Raw genomic sequence first — 18,034 nt, 5'->3', positions numbered from 1 at the left:
CCGACGCCGCAGCCGCGCCGCGCGAACCGGGGAGGTACCCACACCATGATCCAGCACCAGGACTTCCGCCTGATGATCGGCGACGAGCCGTTCGACCCCCTCGACGTGCCACCCGCGCCCGCCGGCCTCGCCGCGGCCCGGAAGGCCGTGGTCGTCCAGTTCGCGGCCGCGTTGAGCGAGCCCGACGCCGTCCGGGTCCGCGCCGCCTACGGCCTGGTCCTCGACCGGTTCGTCCCGAACCTGGCGTTCCTCGAACGGCTCGACGACGCGACGGTCACGAGGCTGCGCGCCGACTTCCTGGTGCGCTCGGTCATCCCGTTCGATCCGGCGTCGAAGCTCGCGTCGTGGATTCCCGCCACCGGCACGCTCACCCTGATCGCGACCCTGTTCGCCGACGCGGACGCGCCGGCCGTCGGGACGGCCTTGAGCGCGCTCGGCGCCCGTGACGTCCTGCTCACCGACGACCGGCCCGTCGGCGGCCACCAGTACGCCGGGTTCACCCTGGACGACCGGACGAAGCTGCCCCAGGTCGCGGCGATCGGCGAGATCGTCCTGGTCGAGCCGGTGCCGGATCGCGTGGAGACCGACGTCCCCGCGGCCGAGGTGTTCCAGTCGGGCCGGACCGGCGCGGGCAGCGAACCGATCTGGGACCACGGACTGCACGGCGAGGGTCAGGTCCTGGGGCTCATCGACAAGGGGCACCTCGACCTCGAGCACTGCTTCTTCACCGATCCCGAGCACGCGAAGGCGGGCGAGGACCACCGCAAGGTCCTCGGCATGTTCGACCAGAACTTCCCGGACGTCACCGACCACTTCATGTTCGTCGCCGGCATCGCGGCCGGCGACCAGCGCAGCGCCGACGGCAAGTCCAGCACCCTCCACCCGCACCGCGGTGGCGCGTACGAAGCCAAGCTCACCTCCCGCAGCGTCGACGACCTGTTCCCGCCGATGGGGCTCAGCTTCCTGCAGGTCCTCGACATGGCGAAGAAGCTGGGGGCGACCGTCCACAGCAACAGCTGGGCCGGCGGCGTCCCGAAGTACAACGTCGACGCGGTGAACGCGGACACGTTCAGCTTCAAGAACGAGGAACACGTGGTGATCGCCGCCGCGGCGAACACGAACGACCGGGCCGCCGGCAACGGCGCGCCCGGCATCGCGAAGAACGTGCTCTGCGTGGCCGCCGCGCAGGGGCCTCCCGACCAGATGAGCTTCGGCAGCGGGAAGCCGGGGCCGACCGCGGACGGGCGGCGCAAACCCGATCTCATGGCCGTGGGCAACGGCATCCAGTCCGCCCTGCAGCGGCCGAGGGGGTCGACCGGCCCGTTCTGCGACGTCGGTCCCTACGTGAAGTCCCCGACGCTGGCCGCCACGAGCTGGGCGACGCCGAGCGCCGCGGCCGCGGCCGTGCTCGTGCGCCAGTACTTCACCGAGGGGTGGTACCCCCACGGCGCGAAGGAGAAGAACCGCGGCTTCACCCCCACCGGGGCCCTGATCCGGGCCGTGCTGCTCAACTCGGCCGTCGACATGACCGGCATCGCCGGCTACCCGTCCGACACCGAAGGCTGGGGCCTGATCCAGCTCGACCGCACCCTCTTCTTCAAGGATCCGCGCAGCCCCCGCCGGCTGCTCGTGAACGACGTGAAGCACGACGCCGGGCTGACGCTGGCCGTGGCGACGTCGCAGCACGTGTTCGTCAACAACCCCCAGCAGCTCAAGATCACTCTCGTGTGGACGGACCCGCCGGCGGCCGAGGCCTCCACCCACGCGTCGCGGAACGTGCTCCGGCTGGAGGTGGAGGACTCCGGGGGCACCCGGTACCTCGGGAACGACTTCGACCCCGCGACCGGTTTCTCCAGGCCCGGGGCCACCGGTGCCCAGGACCTGCTCAACAACGTCCAGATGGTGATCGTCGACAAGCCGGTTTCCGGCAGCTGGAAGATCACCCTCCGGGGCACGGTGGTCTTCGGCAAGCAGGGCTATGCGCTGGTCGTGACCGGAGCACTGACGTGAACCCCGCCGGATCGACCGGAGGCTCCCGATGGCACTGACCCTCGAATCCCTGCTGCTCGAGATCGGCCGCGCGTTCGCGCCGCTCGAACAACGGCTGCGTGGCGGGGAAATCCCGTTGCTGTTCGCCGAAATCGGGCTGCCGTCGTCCGAGGTCGTCCTCGGCACCCAGGCCGTCGGGACGGCGATCGGCGGCGCGGCGACGTCGCTCAGCGCGCTGTCCGGCGTGGTGCCGGAGCTGGCCGCGGCGATCGACGCGCGGGACGCCGGCCGGGTCACCGCGGCGGTGGCCGCCGTGGCGCGGATCGTGGAGTCCGTCGCCGCGGCCGTGGACGTGGTGTCCGGCGCGATCAGGACGGCGGCGCGGACGGCCGGGACGCACCAGGCCGAGGTCGAGGCGTTCGCCGCCGAGCTGGCGCAACGGCTGTTCGGCTTCGCCCTCGCGACCTACCTCGAAGCGCAGAAACCGATGGCCGGCTACACGCTGGAGCTGCTCGGGATCATCGAGTCGGCGCCGCAGGCCGCCACCGCCGCCACACCCACCCACGTGCGCCGCCTGCTGCACATCGACCGGGTGAACGCGCTGCTCCACGACCCGGTCGGCGTCCTCGCGCAGCTCTACGGCTGGGGCACGCCCGCGTTCGACTGGGACCTGCTGCTGCGGCGGCTGTCGATCTTCCTCGTCGCGGTCACGGACTTCGCGTTCGTGCAGTCCGGGCCGCCGCCGTTCCTGCGGGTCGCGGGGGTCGACATCGGCGTCACCGACGACCCGGTGCCCGGCGTCCGGGCGCTGCTGCGGCTCGCCGCCACCGAGAACCTGAACCTGGTGCTGCCGATCAACGACACGGTGGCGCTCGTCGTGACGTCGGACGCGGCGCTGGCGGAGGACACCGCCGTCGCCCTGCTGCCGCCGGCCGATCTCCGGGTCGTCCCGCCGTCGGGCGAGGTGCGCGGCGGGGTGCGGTTCGGCTTCCAGGCCCCGCACGCCGACGGCGCGCCGCCGATCGTCGTGCTGGGCACCGCCGGCGGTTCGCGGATCGAGGCGCGCAAGCTGCGCGCGACCGCCGGCGCGGACCTCGAATGGAACCCCGCCGCGGGCCACGCCGAGGGTGAGTTCGTGCTCGAGGCGGCCATCGAGGGCGGCAAGGTCGTCCTGAACCTGGCCGACGCCGACGGTTTCCTCGGCACGATCCTGCCGTCCCGGTCCCTCGAGCTGGACGTCGACCTCGCGCTGACGTGGTCGTCGGCCGGCGGGCTGCGGTTCACCGGCGCCGCCGGGGCGGAGGTCGACGTCCCGGTCGACCTCACCGCCGGCCCGGTGACGATCAGCAGCCTGCACCTCGCGCTGCTGCTGGCGGCCGGGGGCGTCACGCTCGAGGCGTCGAGCTCGGTCAGCGCCCGGCTCGGCCCGGTCTTCGCGGCGGTCGAACGGACCGGTGTGGTGCTGCGGCTCTCGCAGCCGGACGACGGCGGCAGCCTGGGGCTCGCCGACTTCTCCGTCGAGTTCAAGCCGCCCGGCGGCGTCGGGCTGACGATCGACGCCGGCGGGATCTCGGGCGGCGGGTTCCTCGCGTTCGACCCCGGTCGCGGGGAGTACTCGGGCGCACTGGAACTGGAGTTCGCGGACTTCCTCGCGCTGAAGGCGATCGGGTTGATCACGACGCGCCAGCCGGACGGGGCACCGGGTTTCTCCCTGCTGCTGGTCCTCACCGCCGAGTTCGGCAGCGGGATCCAGCTGGGGTACGGGTTCCGGCTGCTGGCCGTCGGCGGTCTGGTCGGGTTGAACCGCGGGATGAACCTGCAGGCGCTGGTCGAAGGGGTGCGGACCGGCGCGATCGAGTCGGTGGCGTTCCCCAAGGACGTCGTCGCGAACGCGCCGCGCATCCTGTCGGACCTGGCGCGGTTCTTCCCGCCGGAGCAGGGCACGTTCCTGATCGGGCCGATGGCGAAGATCGGCTGGGGCACCCCGACCCTGGTGAGCATCTCGCTCGGCGTGATCATCGAGGTCCCCGGGAACATCGCCGTGCTCGGCGTGCTGCGCGCGGCACTGCCCACTGTGGACGATCCGCTGCTGGTCGTGCAGGCGCAGTTCGTGGGCGCGCTGGAGCTGGACAAGTCCCGGCTGTGGTTCTTCGCGAAGCTGTTCGACTCGCGGATCCTCGCCATGACGATCGACGGCGGCATGGGCGTGCTGGTGGCCTGGGGCGACAACCCGGACCTGGTGCTGACGGTCGGCGGGTTCCACCCGTCCTACCGGCCGCCGCCGCTGCCGTTCCCGATCCCCGACCGGCTGTCGGTGGACCTGCTCAACCGGCGCAACCAGCTGATCCGGATCGCCGGCTACTTCGCGATCACGAGCAACACCGTGCAGTTCGGGGCCGCGGCCGAGATCCGGCTGGGGTTCAGCGGTTTCGGCGTCGAAGGCCACCTCGGGTTCGACGGCCTGTTCCAGTTCTCGCCGTTCCGGTTCGCAGTCCACATCTCCGCCCACGTGACGCTCAAGGCGTTCGGCGTCGGCGCGTTCGGCATCGACCTGGACTTCCAGCTCGAAGGCCCGGCGCCGTGGCGGGCCCACGGACGGGGCTCGATCGGCTTCCTGTTCTTCTCGATCTCGGCCGATTTCGACATCACGTGGGGTGAAAGCCGGGACACCACGCTGCCGCCGGTCGCGGTGCTTCCCTTGCTGACCACCGAGTTCGGCAAGAACGAGGGCTGGGAGACCCGGCTGCCCACCGGCGGCAACCGGACACTGGTCAACCTGCGTGACCTGCCGGACACCGGCGAGCTGGTGCTGCACCCGCTCGGCCGGTTGTTCGTCCGGCAGCGGGTGCTGCCGCTGAACGTGCGGGTGGACCGGATCGGCGGTCAGCGGGCCGGCGACGGACGGCGCTTCCGCGTCGCGCCGGTCGAGAACAGCGGGCTCAGCCGGGGCGACGACACCGCCGACCGGTTCGCGATGGGGCAGTTCCAGGACTTCTCCGACGCCGCGAAGCTGTCCCGCCCGTCCTACGAGACGCAGGACGCCGGCCTCGAACTGGTCGCCGACCAGGCCATGGCCACCGCCCGGGTCGTGCGCCGCAGCGCCCGCTACGAGCTGCACATCGTCGACAGCGGCGACAGCGGCGACAGCGCGGCGCCGGCGGCCGCGTTCGCCGCCACCGCGCCGGTGAAGCGCTTCCACACGGTCAGCGGGCCGGTGTTCGACCAGCTGCTGAACGGCAGCAGCACCAGCCGCGCGGCGCTGTCGGTCCGGCAGGCGCAGCAGAAGCAGCCGTTCGCGGCCGCCGACACCGTCCGCGTCACCGAGCAGCGGTTCGTCGTCGCCTACGTCAAGAGCAACCGGCAGGCGTTCCCGCCGCGGGTGCCCGGGCGGCCGTCGCGGGACATCCCGGCGACGTTCCGCAGCCGGGGCACGGCGGCGGACGCGCTCGCGGACTTCACCGCCGACGACCCCGGTCTCACCGGGCGGCTGCACGTGATCCCGGCGTCCGAGGCGGCGGTCACGCCCGGCGTCCCGGGCACCTGGTCCGACGCCGGTGTGCTGCCGGTGCCGGTGTCCGAAGTGGACTTGGTGGCGCTGGCCACCGGCCGGACGCTGCTCGCCGGCGGCACCGACCCGGCCGGTGCGCCGGTCGCCGCGACCGCGTTGTTCGACCCCACCGCCGACTCGTGGGCGCCCGGCCCGCCGCTGGCCGCCGCCCGGCGGCGGCACACCACGACCGGCCTCGCCGACGGCCGGGTGCTCGTCGCGGGCGGCCGCGGCGCCGACGCCGTGCTCGCCTCGGCGGCGGTCTTCGACCCGGCCGCGGGAGCCTGGACGCCGGCGGCGGACCTGGGCACCGCCCGGTACGGCCACTCGGCGACCCGGCTGCCCGACGGCCGGGTGCTGGTCGCCGGCGGCTCGGGAGTGCGGGCCGGGCAGGAGGACGGCGCGCTCGCGTCGGCCGAGCTGTACGACCCGGCCACCCGGACCTGGACCGCCACCCCGCCGATGACCGAGGCGCGGACCGGGCACCAGGCGGTGCCGCTGCCCGGCGGCCGGGTGCTGGTCGTCGGCGGTGCGACGCCGGCCGGCAACGGGCGGGCGGACGCGCTGACCCGGTGCGAGCTGTACGACCCGGTCCTCGGCTGGTCCCCCACCGGCAGCCTCGCCGAGGCGCGCCACGGCCACCAGGCGACGCTGCTGCCGGACGGCACGGTGCTCGTCACCGGTGGCGACGCGGTGATCGGCGACGACGGGACGTTCGACCCGCACAGTCTGGCGACCGCCGAGCGGTACCACCCGGCGACCGGGCGGTGGACCGCCGCGGCGGCCATGCCGGGCGGGGGCCGCAGCGGACACCGGAGCCTGGTGCTGCGCTCGGGCGTCGTCCTGGTGACCGGCGGCACCGGCGCGCCGGAACTCACCGCCGGCTTCCGCGCCACCTTGGCCTACCGGCCCGGCGACGACAGCTGGGTCACCTTCGCCGGCCTCGGCCACGGGCGCGCCGGCCACGCCGTGACCGAACTGGCGGACGACCGCGTGCTCGTCGCGGCGGGCACCACCGATCCCGCCGAAGTGCTCATCCCGTGACCCGGCTCAGGAGGAACGACACCATGACCACCACCATCGAGACGGCCGTCGGGACGTGGACCGCCGCCCCCGGCCTGCCCGCCCCGGCCGCCTGGTACGGCCAGCACGACGGGCCCGTCCTGCTCGACGACGGCACCGTCCTGGTCGCCGGCGGCACGGACGCCACCGCGACGGCCATCGCCGACGCGGCCGTCTTCACCCCCGCGACGACGGGCACCGGCGGGGCCTGGCAACCCGTGGACGCCCTGCACACACCGCGGCAGCTGCACTCCCTCACCCGGCTGGCCGACGGCACCGTCCTCGCCGTCGGCGGGCTCAACGGCTCGGCCGCCGTGCCGGCCGCCGAGCTCTACCACCCGGACACCCGCCACTGGACGCCCGCCGGCCAGCCGGAAACGGCCCGCTGGGGCCACAGCGCAGTGCTGCTGCCGGACGGCTCGGTCCTCGTCGCCGGCGGCAGCGTGGCCCGACCCGGCGGCGGCACCACCGCCGTGCGGTCGGTGGAGCGCTACACCCCCGGCCACGGCGGCGAGTGGCACACCGTCGCCCCCATGACCGACGCGCGGACCGGCCACCCGGCGGTCGTGCTGGCCGGCGGGGTCGTCCTGGTCGCCGGCGGCGTCGTCCCGACCGGCGCGGCCGACGCCCCGGCCCTCGCGTTCTGCGAGCTGTACGACGCGGGCGCGGACGAGTGGACGCCGACCGGCACCCTGCTGCGCGCCCGCCACCAGCACCGGGCCACCCGCCTGTCCGGCAAGACCGTGCTCGTCACCGGCGGCACCGCGCCCGGCTCCCCCGGCGTCGCGCCGTTCGACCCGTTCAGCCAGCGGACCGTCGAGCGCTACGACCTGGACACCGGCGTGTGGACGACCCGGGCGGAAATGCCGTCGGGGCGGGCGTTCCACCGCGCGATCGCGATCGGCGACGACCGGGTCCTGGTGGCCGGCGGGGCCGCGAGCGACCGCGACGAGGCCGGGTACCGCAGCGCGTTCGTCTACGACGTCACCGCGGATCGGTGGCTGACGGCGGCCGGGCTCACCGCCGGGCGGTGGTCGTTCGCCGCCACCGCGCTCGCCGACGACCGGGTGCTCGTCACCGGCGGTGTGGTCCGCTCCGGCCTCGCGGCCGCGGACCCGGCGGCCCTCGAACTGGCCGCCACCACGGAAATCTTCGACGGGAGCACCCCGTGACCAGCGCGTACTCCTTCCTGCCGTGGCTGCGCACCGGCATCAGCACCCGGATCACCGAGAACCCGCAGACCGCCGAACGCGCCTCCGTCCCGGTGCGGCTGCAGGTCGTCGGCGACGCGCTCGGCGGCGGCACGATCAGCCTGCCCGTGTCGAAGGACGTCCAGCTCTACGGGCCCGGCGACGTCGTCGGGGTGGACCCGCGGGCGATCTCGCGGACCGAGCCGCGGCCCGGGGTGTCCACTGTGGAACCGAACTTCCTGGCCCACATCGAGTTCTCCGAGGAGGACTTTCCCTGGCGCTACAGCCCGGCCGCCCCGGACGCGGGCACCCGGCGGCTCGCGCCGTGGCTGGCGCTCGTGGTGCTGGCCACCGGCACGGAGTTCACCGAGGTGCCGGGGACGCCGCACCCGCTGCCCGCCATCGTCGTGGCCGACCCGGCCGGCACGCTGCCGCGGCCCGAGCAGCTCGGCGCGTGGGCGCACGTCCACGTCAACGGCGCGCTGGCCGCCCCGGTCGCGACCGACGACACCGCCGGCGCGCTGGCCGCGCTCGGCGAAGTGCTGCGCACCAACGCCGACAGCGCGTGCGCCCGGCTGATCTGCCCGCGGCGGCTGCGGCCCGGCACCGCGTACGAGGCGTTCCTGGTGCCGGCCTTCGAGACCGGGCGGCTCGCGGGCCTCGGGCTCGACCCGGCGGCGTCGCCGGGCGCGCTGTACTCGAGCTGGGGCCCGCACTACCCGAACCGGGCGGCCGAAGGGCAGCTGCCCTACTACCACCGGTGGGCGTTCGGCACCGGCACCGCGGGCGACTTCGAGTTCCTCGTCCGGCTGCTGAAGCCGCAGGCCGCGGACCCGCGCGTCGGCCGTCGCGGGATGGACGCGCACAACTCCCCCGGTCTCGGGCTGGACGGCATCACCACACCCGCCGAGCTGGGCGGGGTGCTGCCGCTCGGCGGGGCACTCAAGGTGCCCGCGCGGCGGGACGCGCCGGTCGACCCGGCCGAGAACTGGGACAACTTCCTGGACACGCCGTCGGCGCCGCCGTACCCGCACCCGTTCGAGGAGGCGCTGGCCGCGGTGGTGAACCTGGCCGACGACTACCAGCGCCACGAACCGGCCGTGGCCCACGCCGGCACTCCCCTGGCCGACGTCGGCCCCGACCCGGTCATCACGCCGCCGCTGTACGGCCGGTGGCACGCGTTGACCACGCGGCTGCTGACCGGCGAGGACGGCGTGCGCGTCCCGCCCGCGATCAGCCACAACTGGGTGCACCGGCTGAACCTCGACCCGCGGTTCCGGGTCGCCGCGAACCTGGGTACCCGTGTGGTGAAGGCCCGCGACGAGGAGCTGATGGCGGCCGCGTGGGCGCAGGTCGGCGACGTCCTGGTCGCGAACGGCCGGATCCGGGCCGCCCAGCTGGCCCGCGAGGTCGGGCACGTGCTGCAGACCAAGCACGTCGACCCGCCGACCGGGGGCAGCCCGGCCGCGCTGGCGGCGGCACCCGCGTTGTCGGGCCGGTCGCTGACGCTGACCGCGCCGGCCCACTCCCGCGTCACCACCACCGCGGCCGGCGGCACCACCCCCGGCCTGGTCGCGGACGGCGCGGACCAGGTCGCGGTCGGCTTCCGGGTGGCGACCAGCCAGGTCGCGACGGCGCCGGTGTCCCCGGCGATGCGGCGCATCACCCGGCCGGGCTCGCGGCTGATGCGGACCCTGCCGTTCGACGGCGCCAGGGCGGACGCGCTGCTGTCCAGAATGGACGATCCCGTCGCGCCGGTCACCGCGGCGCCGGTCAAGGTGACGCCCGGCGCGCTCGTGACGCCGGCCGACCTGGCCGCCACGCTGCACCCGGACCGGCCGCCCGGCGCCGACCCGGTCGACGTCTTGGCGCACAGCCCGGACTTCGTGCTCCGCGGCCTGGACGAAACGACCGTGCCGCACCCCGGCACCACCGACAGCGAAGAGGCGACGCGCTTCAAGGCCGCGCTGCGCGAGCTGTACCAGGGGCTCGACGCGGGGGTCGCGGTCGGGCACGCCCCGCGCCCGCCCCGGCTCGACCTGCTCGGCACGACCACGTCCGTGCTCGCCGGGCTGCGGTCCGACGAGACCGTGCCCCGCACCCTGTTCGAAGGCTCGGTCAGCCTGCCCGAGCGGCTGCGCCCGTTCGCGGCCGCGTTCGTCGAAGCCATGGCGTACCCGGTGTTCGACCTGCCGGTGTACCGGACGCTGCTGGACCTCTCGGTCGACGCGTTCGTCCCGAACCTCAACCTGCTGCCGCCGAACTCGATCACCCTGCTGGCGAACAACCGCGAGTTCATCGAGTCCTACCTCGTCGGGCTCAACCACGAGATGGCGCGCGAGCTGCTCTGGCGGGAGTACCCGACCGACCAGCGCGGGACGCCGTTCCGGCAGTTCTGGGACCCGGTCACGGCGTTGCCGCGGCCGCGCGAGACCGCGGCGGCGCGGCGTGAGCGGGGCTACGACATCCCGCCGATCCACGAGTGGCCCCTCGACGCCCGCCTCGGCGGCAACGACAACCGCGTGGACGTCCGGCCGCAGGGCGACGACCTCGTCCTGGTGATCCGCGGCGAGCTGCTGAAGAAGTACCCGACGGCGGCGATCTACGCGCACAAGGCGGAGTGGCCGCCGGGCGCGGACGGGCGGCCCGACCCGACCCGGCCGCGACGGCTCGTCGAGCTGCCGGCGACCGGCCTGCCGTCGCCGGAGCAGGTCCAGCTGCCGTTGTACGAAGCAAAGGTCGAGCCGGACATCTACCTGCTCGGCTTCGACCTCGACACCGATCAGGCGCTCGGCCGGCCGGGCGTCGACGCGGGCTGGTTCTTCGTGCTGAAGGAGCGCCCCGGCGACCCGCGGTTCGGCGTCGACGACGGGCCGCCGACCCACCTCGAGGTCTGGAACGACCTCACCTGGGACGACGTCGACCCGGCCCGGCGCGGCTTCCTCGACCTCGACCCGGCCGTCACGGTGCCGCTGGCCGGCTTCGACGGGACCGACGACGCGGAGAAGCTGGACCAGCGCGCCGAAGACGTGCAGCTGCCGGTGTGGTCCGCGGGGCTCAGCTCCGCCGACCTGGCCTACATCCTCTTCCAAGTCCCGGTCCTGGTGGCCGTGCACGCACAGGAAATGGTGCCCCGATGACCGCGTTGAGCGACGACTTCCCGGTGCTGCTGGCGCCGGTCCGCGTCGAAACCCGCTTCACCGCCACCGAACTGCTGGTCCGGGTGTTCCCCGACGACTGGGCCGTGGAGAAGTTCGAGGCGAAGCCGGCCGACGCCGAGATCGCCGCGCTCGACGCCTACTGGACCGCCCGCTGGGCCGCGGGCGGCCGGGCCGCCCGGCTCCAGGCCGCCTGGCGGGAGCTGGCCGGGCGGGTGTCGCCCGGGCGCGCGGCCTGGCTGCTGCGGACCCGGAAACCCACGAACCCGGCGGACGAACCCACCGGCGTCCGGGACGGCGCCGTGGTGCTCGTCGTCCGCGGCACCACCGCGCCCGTCCCGGCCGACCGGCAGCCGTCGGTCACCTACTGGAGCGCCGTCTGGCGCGCCCACGGCGACCGGGAGGCGATCCGGCAGGCGGACGTCGCCCTCACCACCGCCGTGAAGGCCGACCGCGCCGCCGCGATCCGCGCCCGGCGTCCGTCCGGAGTGGACGGTGCCGCGGTGAGCGCGGTCGACGACGTCGTGGTCGCGTTCCTCGTGCTGCCGGCGCCCGCGGCGGGCACCGTCGCGACGGATTCGTGGACCGGCGCCGCGCGGGCGCGGCTGCTGCCGGACCGCTTCCGGGTGCTCGGGTTCGCCGGTGGCGCGCAGGTGGTGTCGGTGACCGGCGCCGCGGTCCCGGCGACGCTGGCGGTGAGCCCGGACCCGGCCGCCGCCGACAAGATCAGCGTCGACGAGAAGACCGGGGTGCTGCACGTCCCGGACGACCTGCGCTGGCTCACCGACTTCGACCGGGCGGTCGCGGTCGGGATGGGCGTGCGGATCCCGCTGACCGACCAGCTGCGCGGCGGGCTCGACCGGCTGGTCGTGCTCGGCCTGCGCGAGCAGTCCACGCCGGCGCAGACCGCGCTCGACCTGGCCGATCTCGTGACCCGGCAGCTGCGTGGCTCGGACGGCTTTTCCCTGCTGCCGCAAGGAACGCCGACCAACAACTCCGAGGCGGCACCGGCGGGCGTCGACGCGGACCAGGAGGCCGACGCCGTGCTGCGGAACGCCGCTCCGACGGCGTTCGCGGCGACGGCGGACTGGACCGGCCGCACGGACGGGCGGCAGTTCGCCGAGCTGCTCGGCCTGGATCCCGCCGTGCTGACCGGGATGCCGAACGCCGACGGCACCGACCAGCGTGACGCGCGGGCCGCCAACACCGCCCTGTGGCCGGCGACCTGGGGCTCGTTCCTGCAGACCGCGCTGAACCCGCTGCTCGGCCCGGCCGCCGTCGCGGCGACCCGCGACTTCTTCCTGAAGTACGTCTCCGGCCGCGGCCCGCTGCCGGCGGTGAAAATCGGGCGGCAGCCGTACGGGATCCTGCCGACGACGGCGTTCTCCCGGCTCGCCTATCCCCCGGCGGCGACGCACCGACGCGCGTTGCAGAAGGTCCTGGACGCCGTGGGCCAGGACTGGGCCGCGGCCACCGCCCGGGTGCCGCGGCTCGACCCGGCCGCCGCCGACCCGCACCAGCTGCTGCTGGACGTCCTCGCGCTGCACCCGACGTCGGCCGAGTACCACCAGCGGTACGCCCACAGCGTCGAGGACTTCTTCAACCGGGAGAACCTGGGCGGGCGGGGCGCGACCGTGCGGCCGGCCCTGGACGCGCTGAACGAGCCGCAGCCGGTGCGCGCGTTGCTGGCCCGGTTCGGCGCCGCGGCCGGCGTGGACCCGGACCAGCTGCGCCGGTTGTTCGCCGACTTCCAGCAGCCCTTCCTGGCCCCGCTGGTCGACGACCGGCCGCTGTCGGAGACCGACCCGATCCGGCCGTACACCGCGGACGGGAAGAACTACGTCCGCTGGCTGGCCGATCTGGCCGGTGCGGACCCGGGGCGGACCGACCTCGACGCCATCCGGCTGGAGCTCGGGTTCGCCGGCGACGCTCCCCCGCCGACGCTGCTGTACCTGGTGCTGCGGCACGCGGTGCTGCTCGGCTGGGACGACGCGGCCCGCGCGCTCGCGGCCGCGGCCGGGGTCCCCGTGCCGTCCCCGGCGGACGCGCCGTTCGTCCACGTCGGCGTCGCCCCCGCGCCGAGCGAGAGCCGCTTCCGGCTGCTGTACTCCCCGGCGCCCGCCGTCACCGGCGACCCGGATCGGCTGCTCGCCGACTTCATCCCGGACGTCTTGGGCCGGCCGGGGCCGACCGCCGCGCTCGCCGAGCAGGTCAAGGCCCTCGACGTGCTCGCGGACCTGCCGACCGCCCGGCTGGAACGGGTGCTCGCCGAACACCTCGACCTGGCCACTTACCGGCTGGACGCGTGGCGGCTCGGCCTGGCCACCGAGCGGCTGTCCGAGCTGCGGTTCGGCCCCGACGGCACCGCGCCCGCGCGCACCGGGCTGCACCTCGGCGCGTACGGCTGGCTGGAAGACGTCCGGCCCAGCACGGTGCCGCTCGAACCGGTCACGCTGACCGGGCCGCTCGCGACGGTGTTCGCCGGCGGCAAGCCGCTGCTGCACGATCCGCGCAACGAGGGGTTCGTGCACACGCCCTCACCCGCCCACGCCCGCACGGCCGCTGTCCTGCGGGCCGGGTACGCCGCCAACCGCACGCCCGGCAACCCCGGCGCGTTCGCGGTGAACCTCGACGCCGGCCGCGTCCGCGTCGCACTGTCCATCCTGGACGGTCTGCGGCAGGGCCAGTCCCTCGGCGCGCTGCTGGGCTACCGGTTCGAACGCGGCCTCCACGACCGGCACGACGAGGCCGAGGTCGACGCGTTCATCGCGGCGTTGCGCCTCCGGTTCCCGTTGCGGGCCGGGAAGATCGAGCAGACGGCGGTGGCGGCGGACGACGATGAGGTCGCGATCGGGCAGGTCGAGGCCGGCAACGTCGTCGACGGCCTGGCGCTGGTCCGGCACCTGACCCGCAACGACGTCTCGCGGACCTACCCCTTCGACCTGCCCGGGCTGCCGGACGCCGATCCGGACCGGACCACGGCGCTCACCGAGGAAGCGGCCGCGCTGCTGGACGCCAACGACGCCGTCGCCGACCTCGCCGTCGCCGAGTCGGCGCACCAGGCCCTCGCCGGCAACGTCGACCGCGCCGCGGCGACCCTCGACTCCTACGCCAAGGACGGCCTGCCGCCGGAGCCGGCGGTGATCGAGACGCCGCGCAGCGGGACCACGCTCACCCACCGGTTCGGGCTCCGCCTGAAGACCGGGCTGAACCCGGCCGGGCGGCGCTCGCCCCGGGCCAAGGCCGAGCCGGCCGTCGACGACTGGCTGCCGTCCCTGCTGCCGGCGCCGCGGGACGTCGCCGTGGTGGTCAGGTGGACCGACGACGAGGGCGACGCCCAGGAAAGCGTTGTCACGCAAGACGATCTCGGCCTGACGGCGATCGACCTGCTGTGGGCTGTGCGGCCGGCCGGGGACGCGGCGATGGCCGGGCTCGACGACCGGATCATCGGCGCGGTGCTCGACGACGACGAGCCGCGGCCGGACGCCGAGCTGAGCATCCGGTACACCGAGCGGATCCCGGGCAAGGTCAGCTTCTTCGAGCTGTCGCCGTTGCTCACGGCGTTGCGGACGCTGCTGACCACCGGCCGGCCCCTGAAGCCGACCGACCTGGTGCCGGCGGCCGGACCGGCGACCCCGGACCGGTCGATCGACGACGGCGTCAGCGTGTCGAAGAGACGGCCGGAGGAGGTCCGCGACGCGCTCTCCGACCTGGCCGACGACGTCGACGACTACGTGGACGACCTCGCGCGGCTCTACCCGCTGGCGCCGGCTCCGCCCCGGCGTGGCGACGTGCTGGACCGGATCGACGTGTTCCTCACCCGGTACGCCGAGCTGGCCGGCGTTGCGGGCGGCTTCGGCATCGCCCGCAGCGGCTGGAGCGAGCTGGCCGCGTGGCGGCGCGGTGTCTACGCGGACGTCCTCGCGGCGGTGGCCGTGCTCGCCGCCCGGCTGGGAAAAGCGCTCGCCGACGCCGACGTGCTGCTCGCCGCGTACGACAGGCTGCCGAGGTCCACTCCGGACGCCGAGCGGCTGCGGCTGCTGCGCCGGATCGAGCACCTGCTCACCACCACCCCGGACGACGACCCGCCGCGGCCGAACGACTTCCTCTCGGCCCTGCGCCGGGCGCGCAACCAGTTCGCCGGGCGGGTGACCACACTGCGGAACTTGGCCGGGACGAACGAAAAAACGCTCGGCGGCCTGCTGGACGCCGTCGCCCACCAGCAGCCGCTGACCGACATCGACGCCACCGGCCTCGACCTGACCGCCGTGCAGGACCGGGTCGTCGGGTTCGGCGCCGAGCTGCTGGCGCGGGCCCAGGCCCTGCTCGCCGAGATCGAGGACCGGCTGGCCGCGAGCGCGGCGGCGCTGGCCCGCGTCGGCCTCCCCGGGGCGACGGCGTCCGACGACGCGCAGGCCGCGCTCGACGCGCTGCGGGCACTGCTCGGCCCGGACGTCCTGGTCGTGCCCGAGTACAAGATCTCCGACGACCTCGCCCACGACCTGGACGACGCATTCGACGACCGGGAAGCCCTCGTCCGGCACCTGACCCAGGCACCGTTCCGGCGGGACTTCCCGGTCGACGACTGGCTGCACGGCGTCGCCCGGGTGCGCGACATGCCGCGGCTGTGGGAGCGGGTCGTGCTGCTCAGCGACGCGCTGCGGGGCGAGGACGGCCTGCTGTCCGGCGACGCGGACGACGAACCGGCGCTGGTGCCGATCCAGCTGCCGTTCCGCGACGACGACCACTGGCTCGGGATGGAGTTCGCCCCCGGCGCGGACCTCGTCGAGGACCGTGTGCTGTTCACCGCGCACTACGCCGACCAGCCGTCGAGCGGCGACGACACCGAGTGCGGGCTGCTGTTCGACGAGTGGACCGAAGTGATCCCCGCCGACCGGGAGACGACCGGGCTCGCGGTGCACGCCGACAGCCCGGACTCCGAGCCGCCGCAGAGCATGCTGCTCGTCGCCCCGCCGGTGCGGACCGGCACCTGGGACGTCGCCGACCTCGTCGCCGCCGTCACCGAGACCTTCGCACTGGCGCGGACGCGGCTGGTCGAACCGGCGCACCTGGACGACACCGGGTACGCGCAGCTGCTGCCGGCGACCGTGCTCTCGGCGACCCGCCGCCCGATCACCATCAGCACCGATCTCGCGATCGCGAACCTGCGCTGGAAGGCCACCCATGACTGAGCCCCGCATCCCGGACCTCGCCGGCGCGCTGCTGCGCCGCGAGCACCCGGCCGTCGGTGTGTGGAACCGGCTGGAGGGCCGGCCCCGCACCACCGGCTTCGACCGCGCGCTGCGCGCCGAGATCCGCGATCCGCTGTGGCTGCTGGCCCGGCAGTGGCAGCTCGGCGAGTTCCGCGGCACGGACGGCGGCTCGCCGGTCACCGCGACGTACTCGGTCACCGCGAGCCCGCCGACCCGGTTCCGGCCGGGCGACGGGCCGGCCGGACCGCTGCCCACCGACCGTCCACTCGAGACGGTGGCGGAACGGCGGCCGCTGCCGTTCGCGTTCGGCACCGAGCCGATCTCGTTCGACCTGCGGCTTTCGCTCGGCCGTCGCTGGCTGAAGCTGGTCGCCGGGTCGGCGGTGCGGGACCGCCGCGACGTCGCCGGGGAGTACGTCCACGACTACCCGATCGCCCTGCCCGGGCCGAGCGCCCCGGCGACCGCGCACCCCGAGGTGTGGGCGGCCACGCAGGCGGTGGCGGGCCGGCGGATGGACGGCTACCTGCTCTACCAGCACGTCAAGGGCGGCGGGCACGCCTCCGACGGCATCTCCGGCCTGCAGCGCAAGGACCGCGACGCCCTCGACGCGCTCGGGCTCCGGCTGACCGGCTGGTTCGACGACCTCATCGACCAGCCGGGCGCCGAGTCGGCGTGGGACCCGCGGCGGCTGGAGCACCGGTTCGCCGTCTCCGCCCCGGCACCCGACGGCGAGCGGGTGCTGACGGCGCCCGAGTACCCCGGCGGCGAACTGGACTGGCACGCGTTCTCCGTCGGCGGCGGTTCGCTCGGCGGCACCGCCGCGGCGCCGGCCGCGCTGAACCGCACCGTGTTCCCGGCGCCCGTCCGGTTCTCCGGCATGCCGCTGCCGCGGTGGTGGGCGGTCGAGGACGGGCGGACCAACTTCGCCGCCGTCACCCCGGACAGCACCGACCTGGCGCGGCTGATCTTCCTCGAGTTCGCGCTGGTGTTCGGCAACGACTGGTACCAGTTGCCGTGCGACCTGCCCGCCGGCACGCTCGCGAAGGTCCAGGGCCTGGCCGTGACCGACGTCTTCGGCGAGCGGCGCTGGATCACGCCCGCAGCCGCGGGCAGCGAGCGGCAGTGGTCGATGTACACCCTCGACGGGGACGCCGGGCTGCTCCTGCCGCCGGGCACCCCGAAGGTCGCCACGGGCCCGGCGCTGGAGGAGGTCACGCTGGTCCGTGACGAGAGCGCGAACCTGGTGTGGGGCATCGAGCAGACCGTGCGGATGGCGAGCGGTGAGGGGCGGGCGGGCGACGAGGTCGCGGCCGAGTCGCTCGCGTTCCGCCGCCGGGTGCACCCGCCCGGGACCGTGACCGACCCGCACGCCCCGATCGCCTACGAGCTCATGGGTTCGGTGCCGGAGAACTGGATCCCGTTCGTCCCGGTGCACGTGCCGGGCGACAACCGGACCGTGCAGCTGCAGCGGGCCACGATGCCGAGCGAGGTCGACGGCACGCCGGTCCGGCCGCGGACGGCGTTGCTGCGGGAGGGCCTGGACGCCGGGAACTCGTACCACGTCAACGAGGAGGAGGTCCCGCGCGCCGGCACCCGGCTGACGGTGGCCTACAACCGGACCCGGACGAAGACCGGGCGGGTCGCGGTGTGGCTGAGCGTGCGCCGCGACGCCGGCCGCGGCGAGCGCTCCAGCGGCCTGCGTTTCGACGACCTGGTCGAGACGCCGGAGTGGCCGGCGCGGACCCGGCCGCCGGCCGGGTCCGCGCCGTCAACGGTCACCAGGGCAACGGCGCTGCACGAGAAGCTCTCAATATGTCTGGACCATTGACCCGGTGAGTGGCACAGGCCTACCGTCGCGCTACTCCGTCGACGATC

General features: G+C 74.8%; 6 protein-coding genes. All 6 read left to right on the top strand.

All coding sequences use genetic code 11. From position 1 onward, the window contains the following. Nucleotides 1-45: 45 nt before the first annotated feature. Genes MUY22_RS29855 through MUY22_RS29830 form a run of 6 tightly spaced genes read left to right on the top strand, consistent with a single transcriptional unit; the run spans nucleotide 46 to nucleotide 17,987 of the window. Nucleotides 46-2,010, top strand: coding sequence for a S8 family serine peptidase (locus MUY22_RS29855; protein ID WP_247050051.1), 1,965 nt, complete (start codon nucleotides 46-48; stop codon nucleotides 2,008-2,010). Nucleotides 2,011-2,038: 28 nt separating this feature from the next. Then, the gene (locus MUY22_RS29850) at nucleotides 2,039-6,580 is read left to right on the top strand and encodes a DUF6603 domain-containing protein (RefSeq protein ID WP_247050049.1); all 4,542 of its coding nucleotides are present in this window, start codon (nucleotides 2,039-2,041) and stop codon (nucleotides 6,578-6,580) included. Between the two features lie 23 nt (nucleotides 6,581-6,603). Then, nucleotides 6,604-7,770, top strand: coding sequence for a kelch repeat-containing protein (locus MUY22_RS29845; protein ID WP_247050047.1), 1,167 nt, complete (start codon nucleotides 6,604-6,606; stop codon nucleotides 7,768-7,770). Then, nucleotides 7,767-10,928, top strand: a complete 3,162-nt coding sequence (locus MUY22_RS29840) for a hypothetical protein (RefSeq protein WP_247050045.1) — start codon at nucleotides 7,767-7,769, stop codon at nucleotides 10,926-10,928. The genes MUY22_RS29845 and MUY22_RS29840 overlap by 4 nt, the downstream gene beginning before the upstream one ends. Beyond that, nucleotides 10,925-16,138, top strand: coding sequence for a hypothetical protein (locus MUY22_RS29835; protein ID WP_247050043.1), 5,214 nt, complete (start codon nucleotides 10,925-10,927; stop codon nucleotides 16,136-16,138). The genes MUY22_RS29840 and MUY22_RS29835 overlap by 4 nt, the downstream gene beginning before the upstream one ends. Continuing rightward, the gene (locus MUY22_RS29830) at nucleotides 16,131-17,987 is read left to right on the top strand and encodes a hypothetical protein (protein ID WP_247050041.1); all 1,857 of its coding nucleotides are present in this window, start codon (nucleotides 16,131-16,133) and stop codon (nucleotides 17,985-17,987) included. The genes MUY22_RS29835 and MUY22_RS29830 overlap by 8 nt, the downstream gene beginning before the upstream one ends. Nucleotides 17,988-18,034 lie beyond the last annotated feature (47 nt).

The sequence above is a fragment of the Amycolatopsis sp. WQ 127309 genome (assembly GCF_023023025.1).
Lineage (GTDB): Bacteria > Actinomycetota > Actinomycetes > Mycobacteriales > Pseudonocardiaceae > Amycolatopsis.
This window is presented reverse-complemented; position numbering and strand designations above follow the sequence as displayed.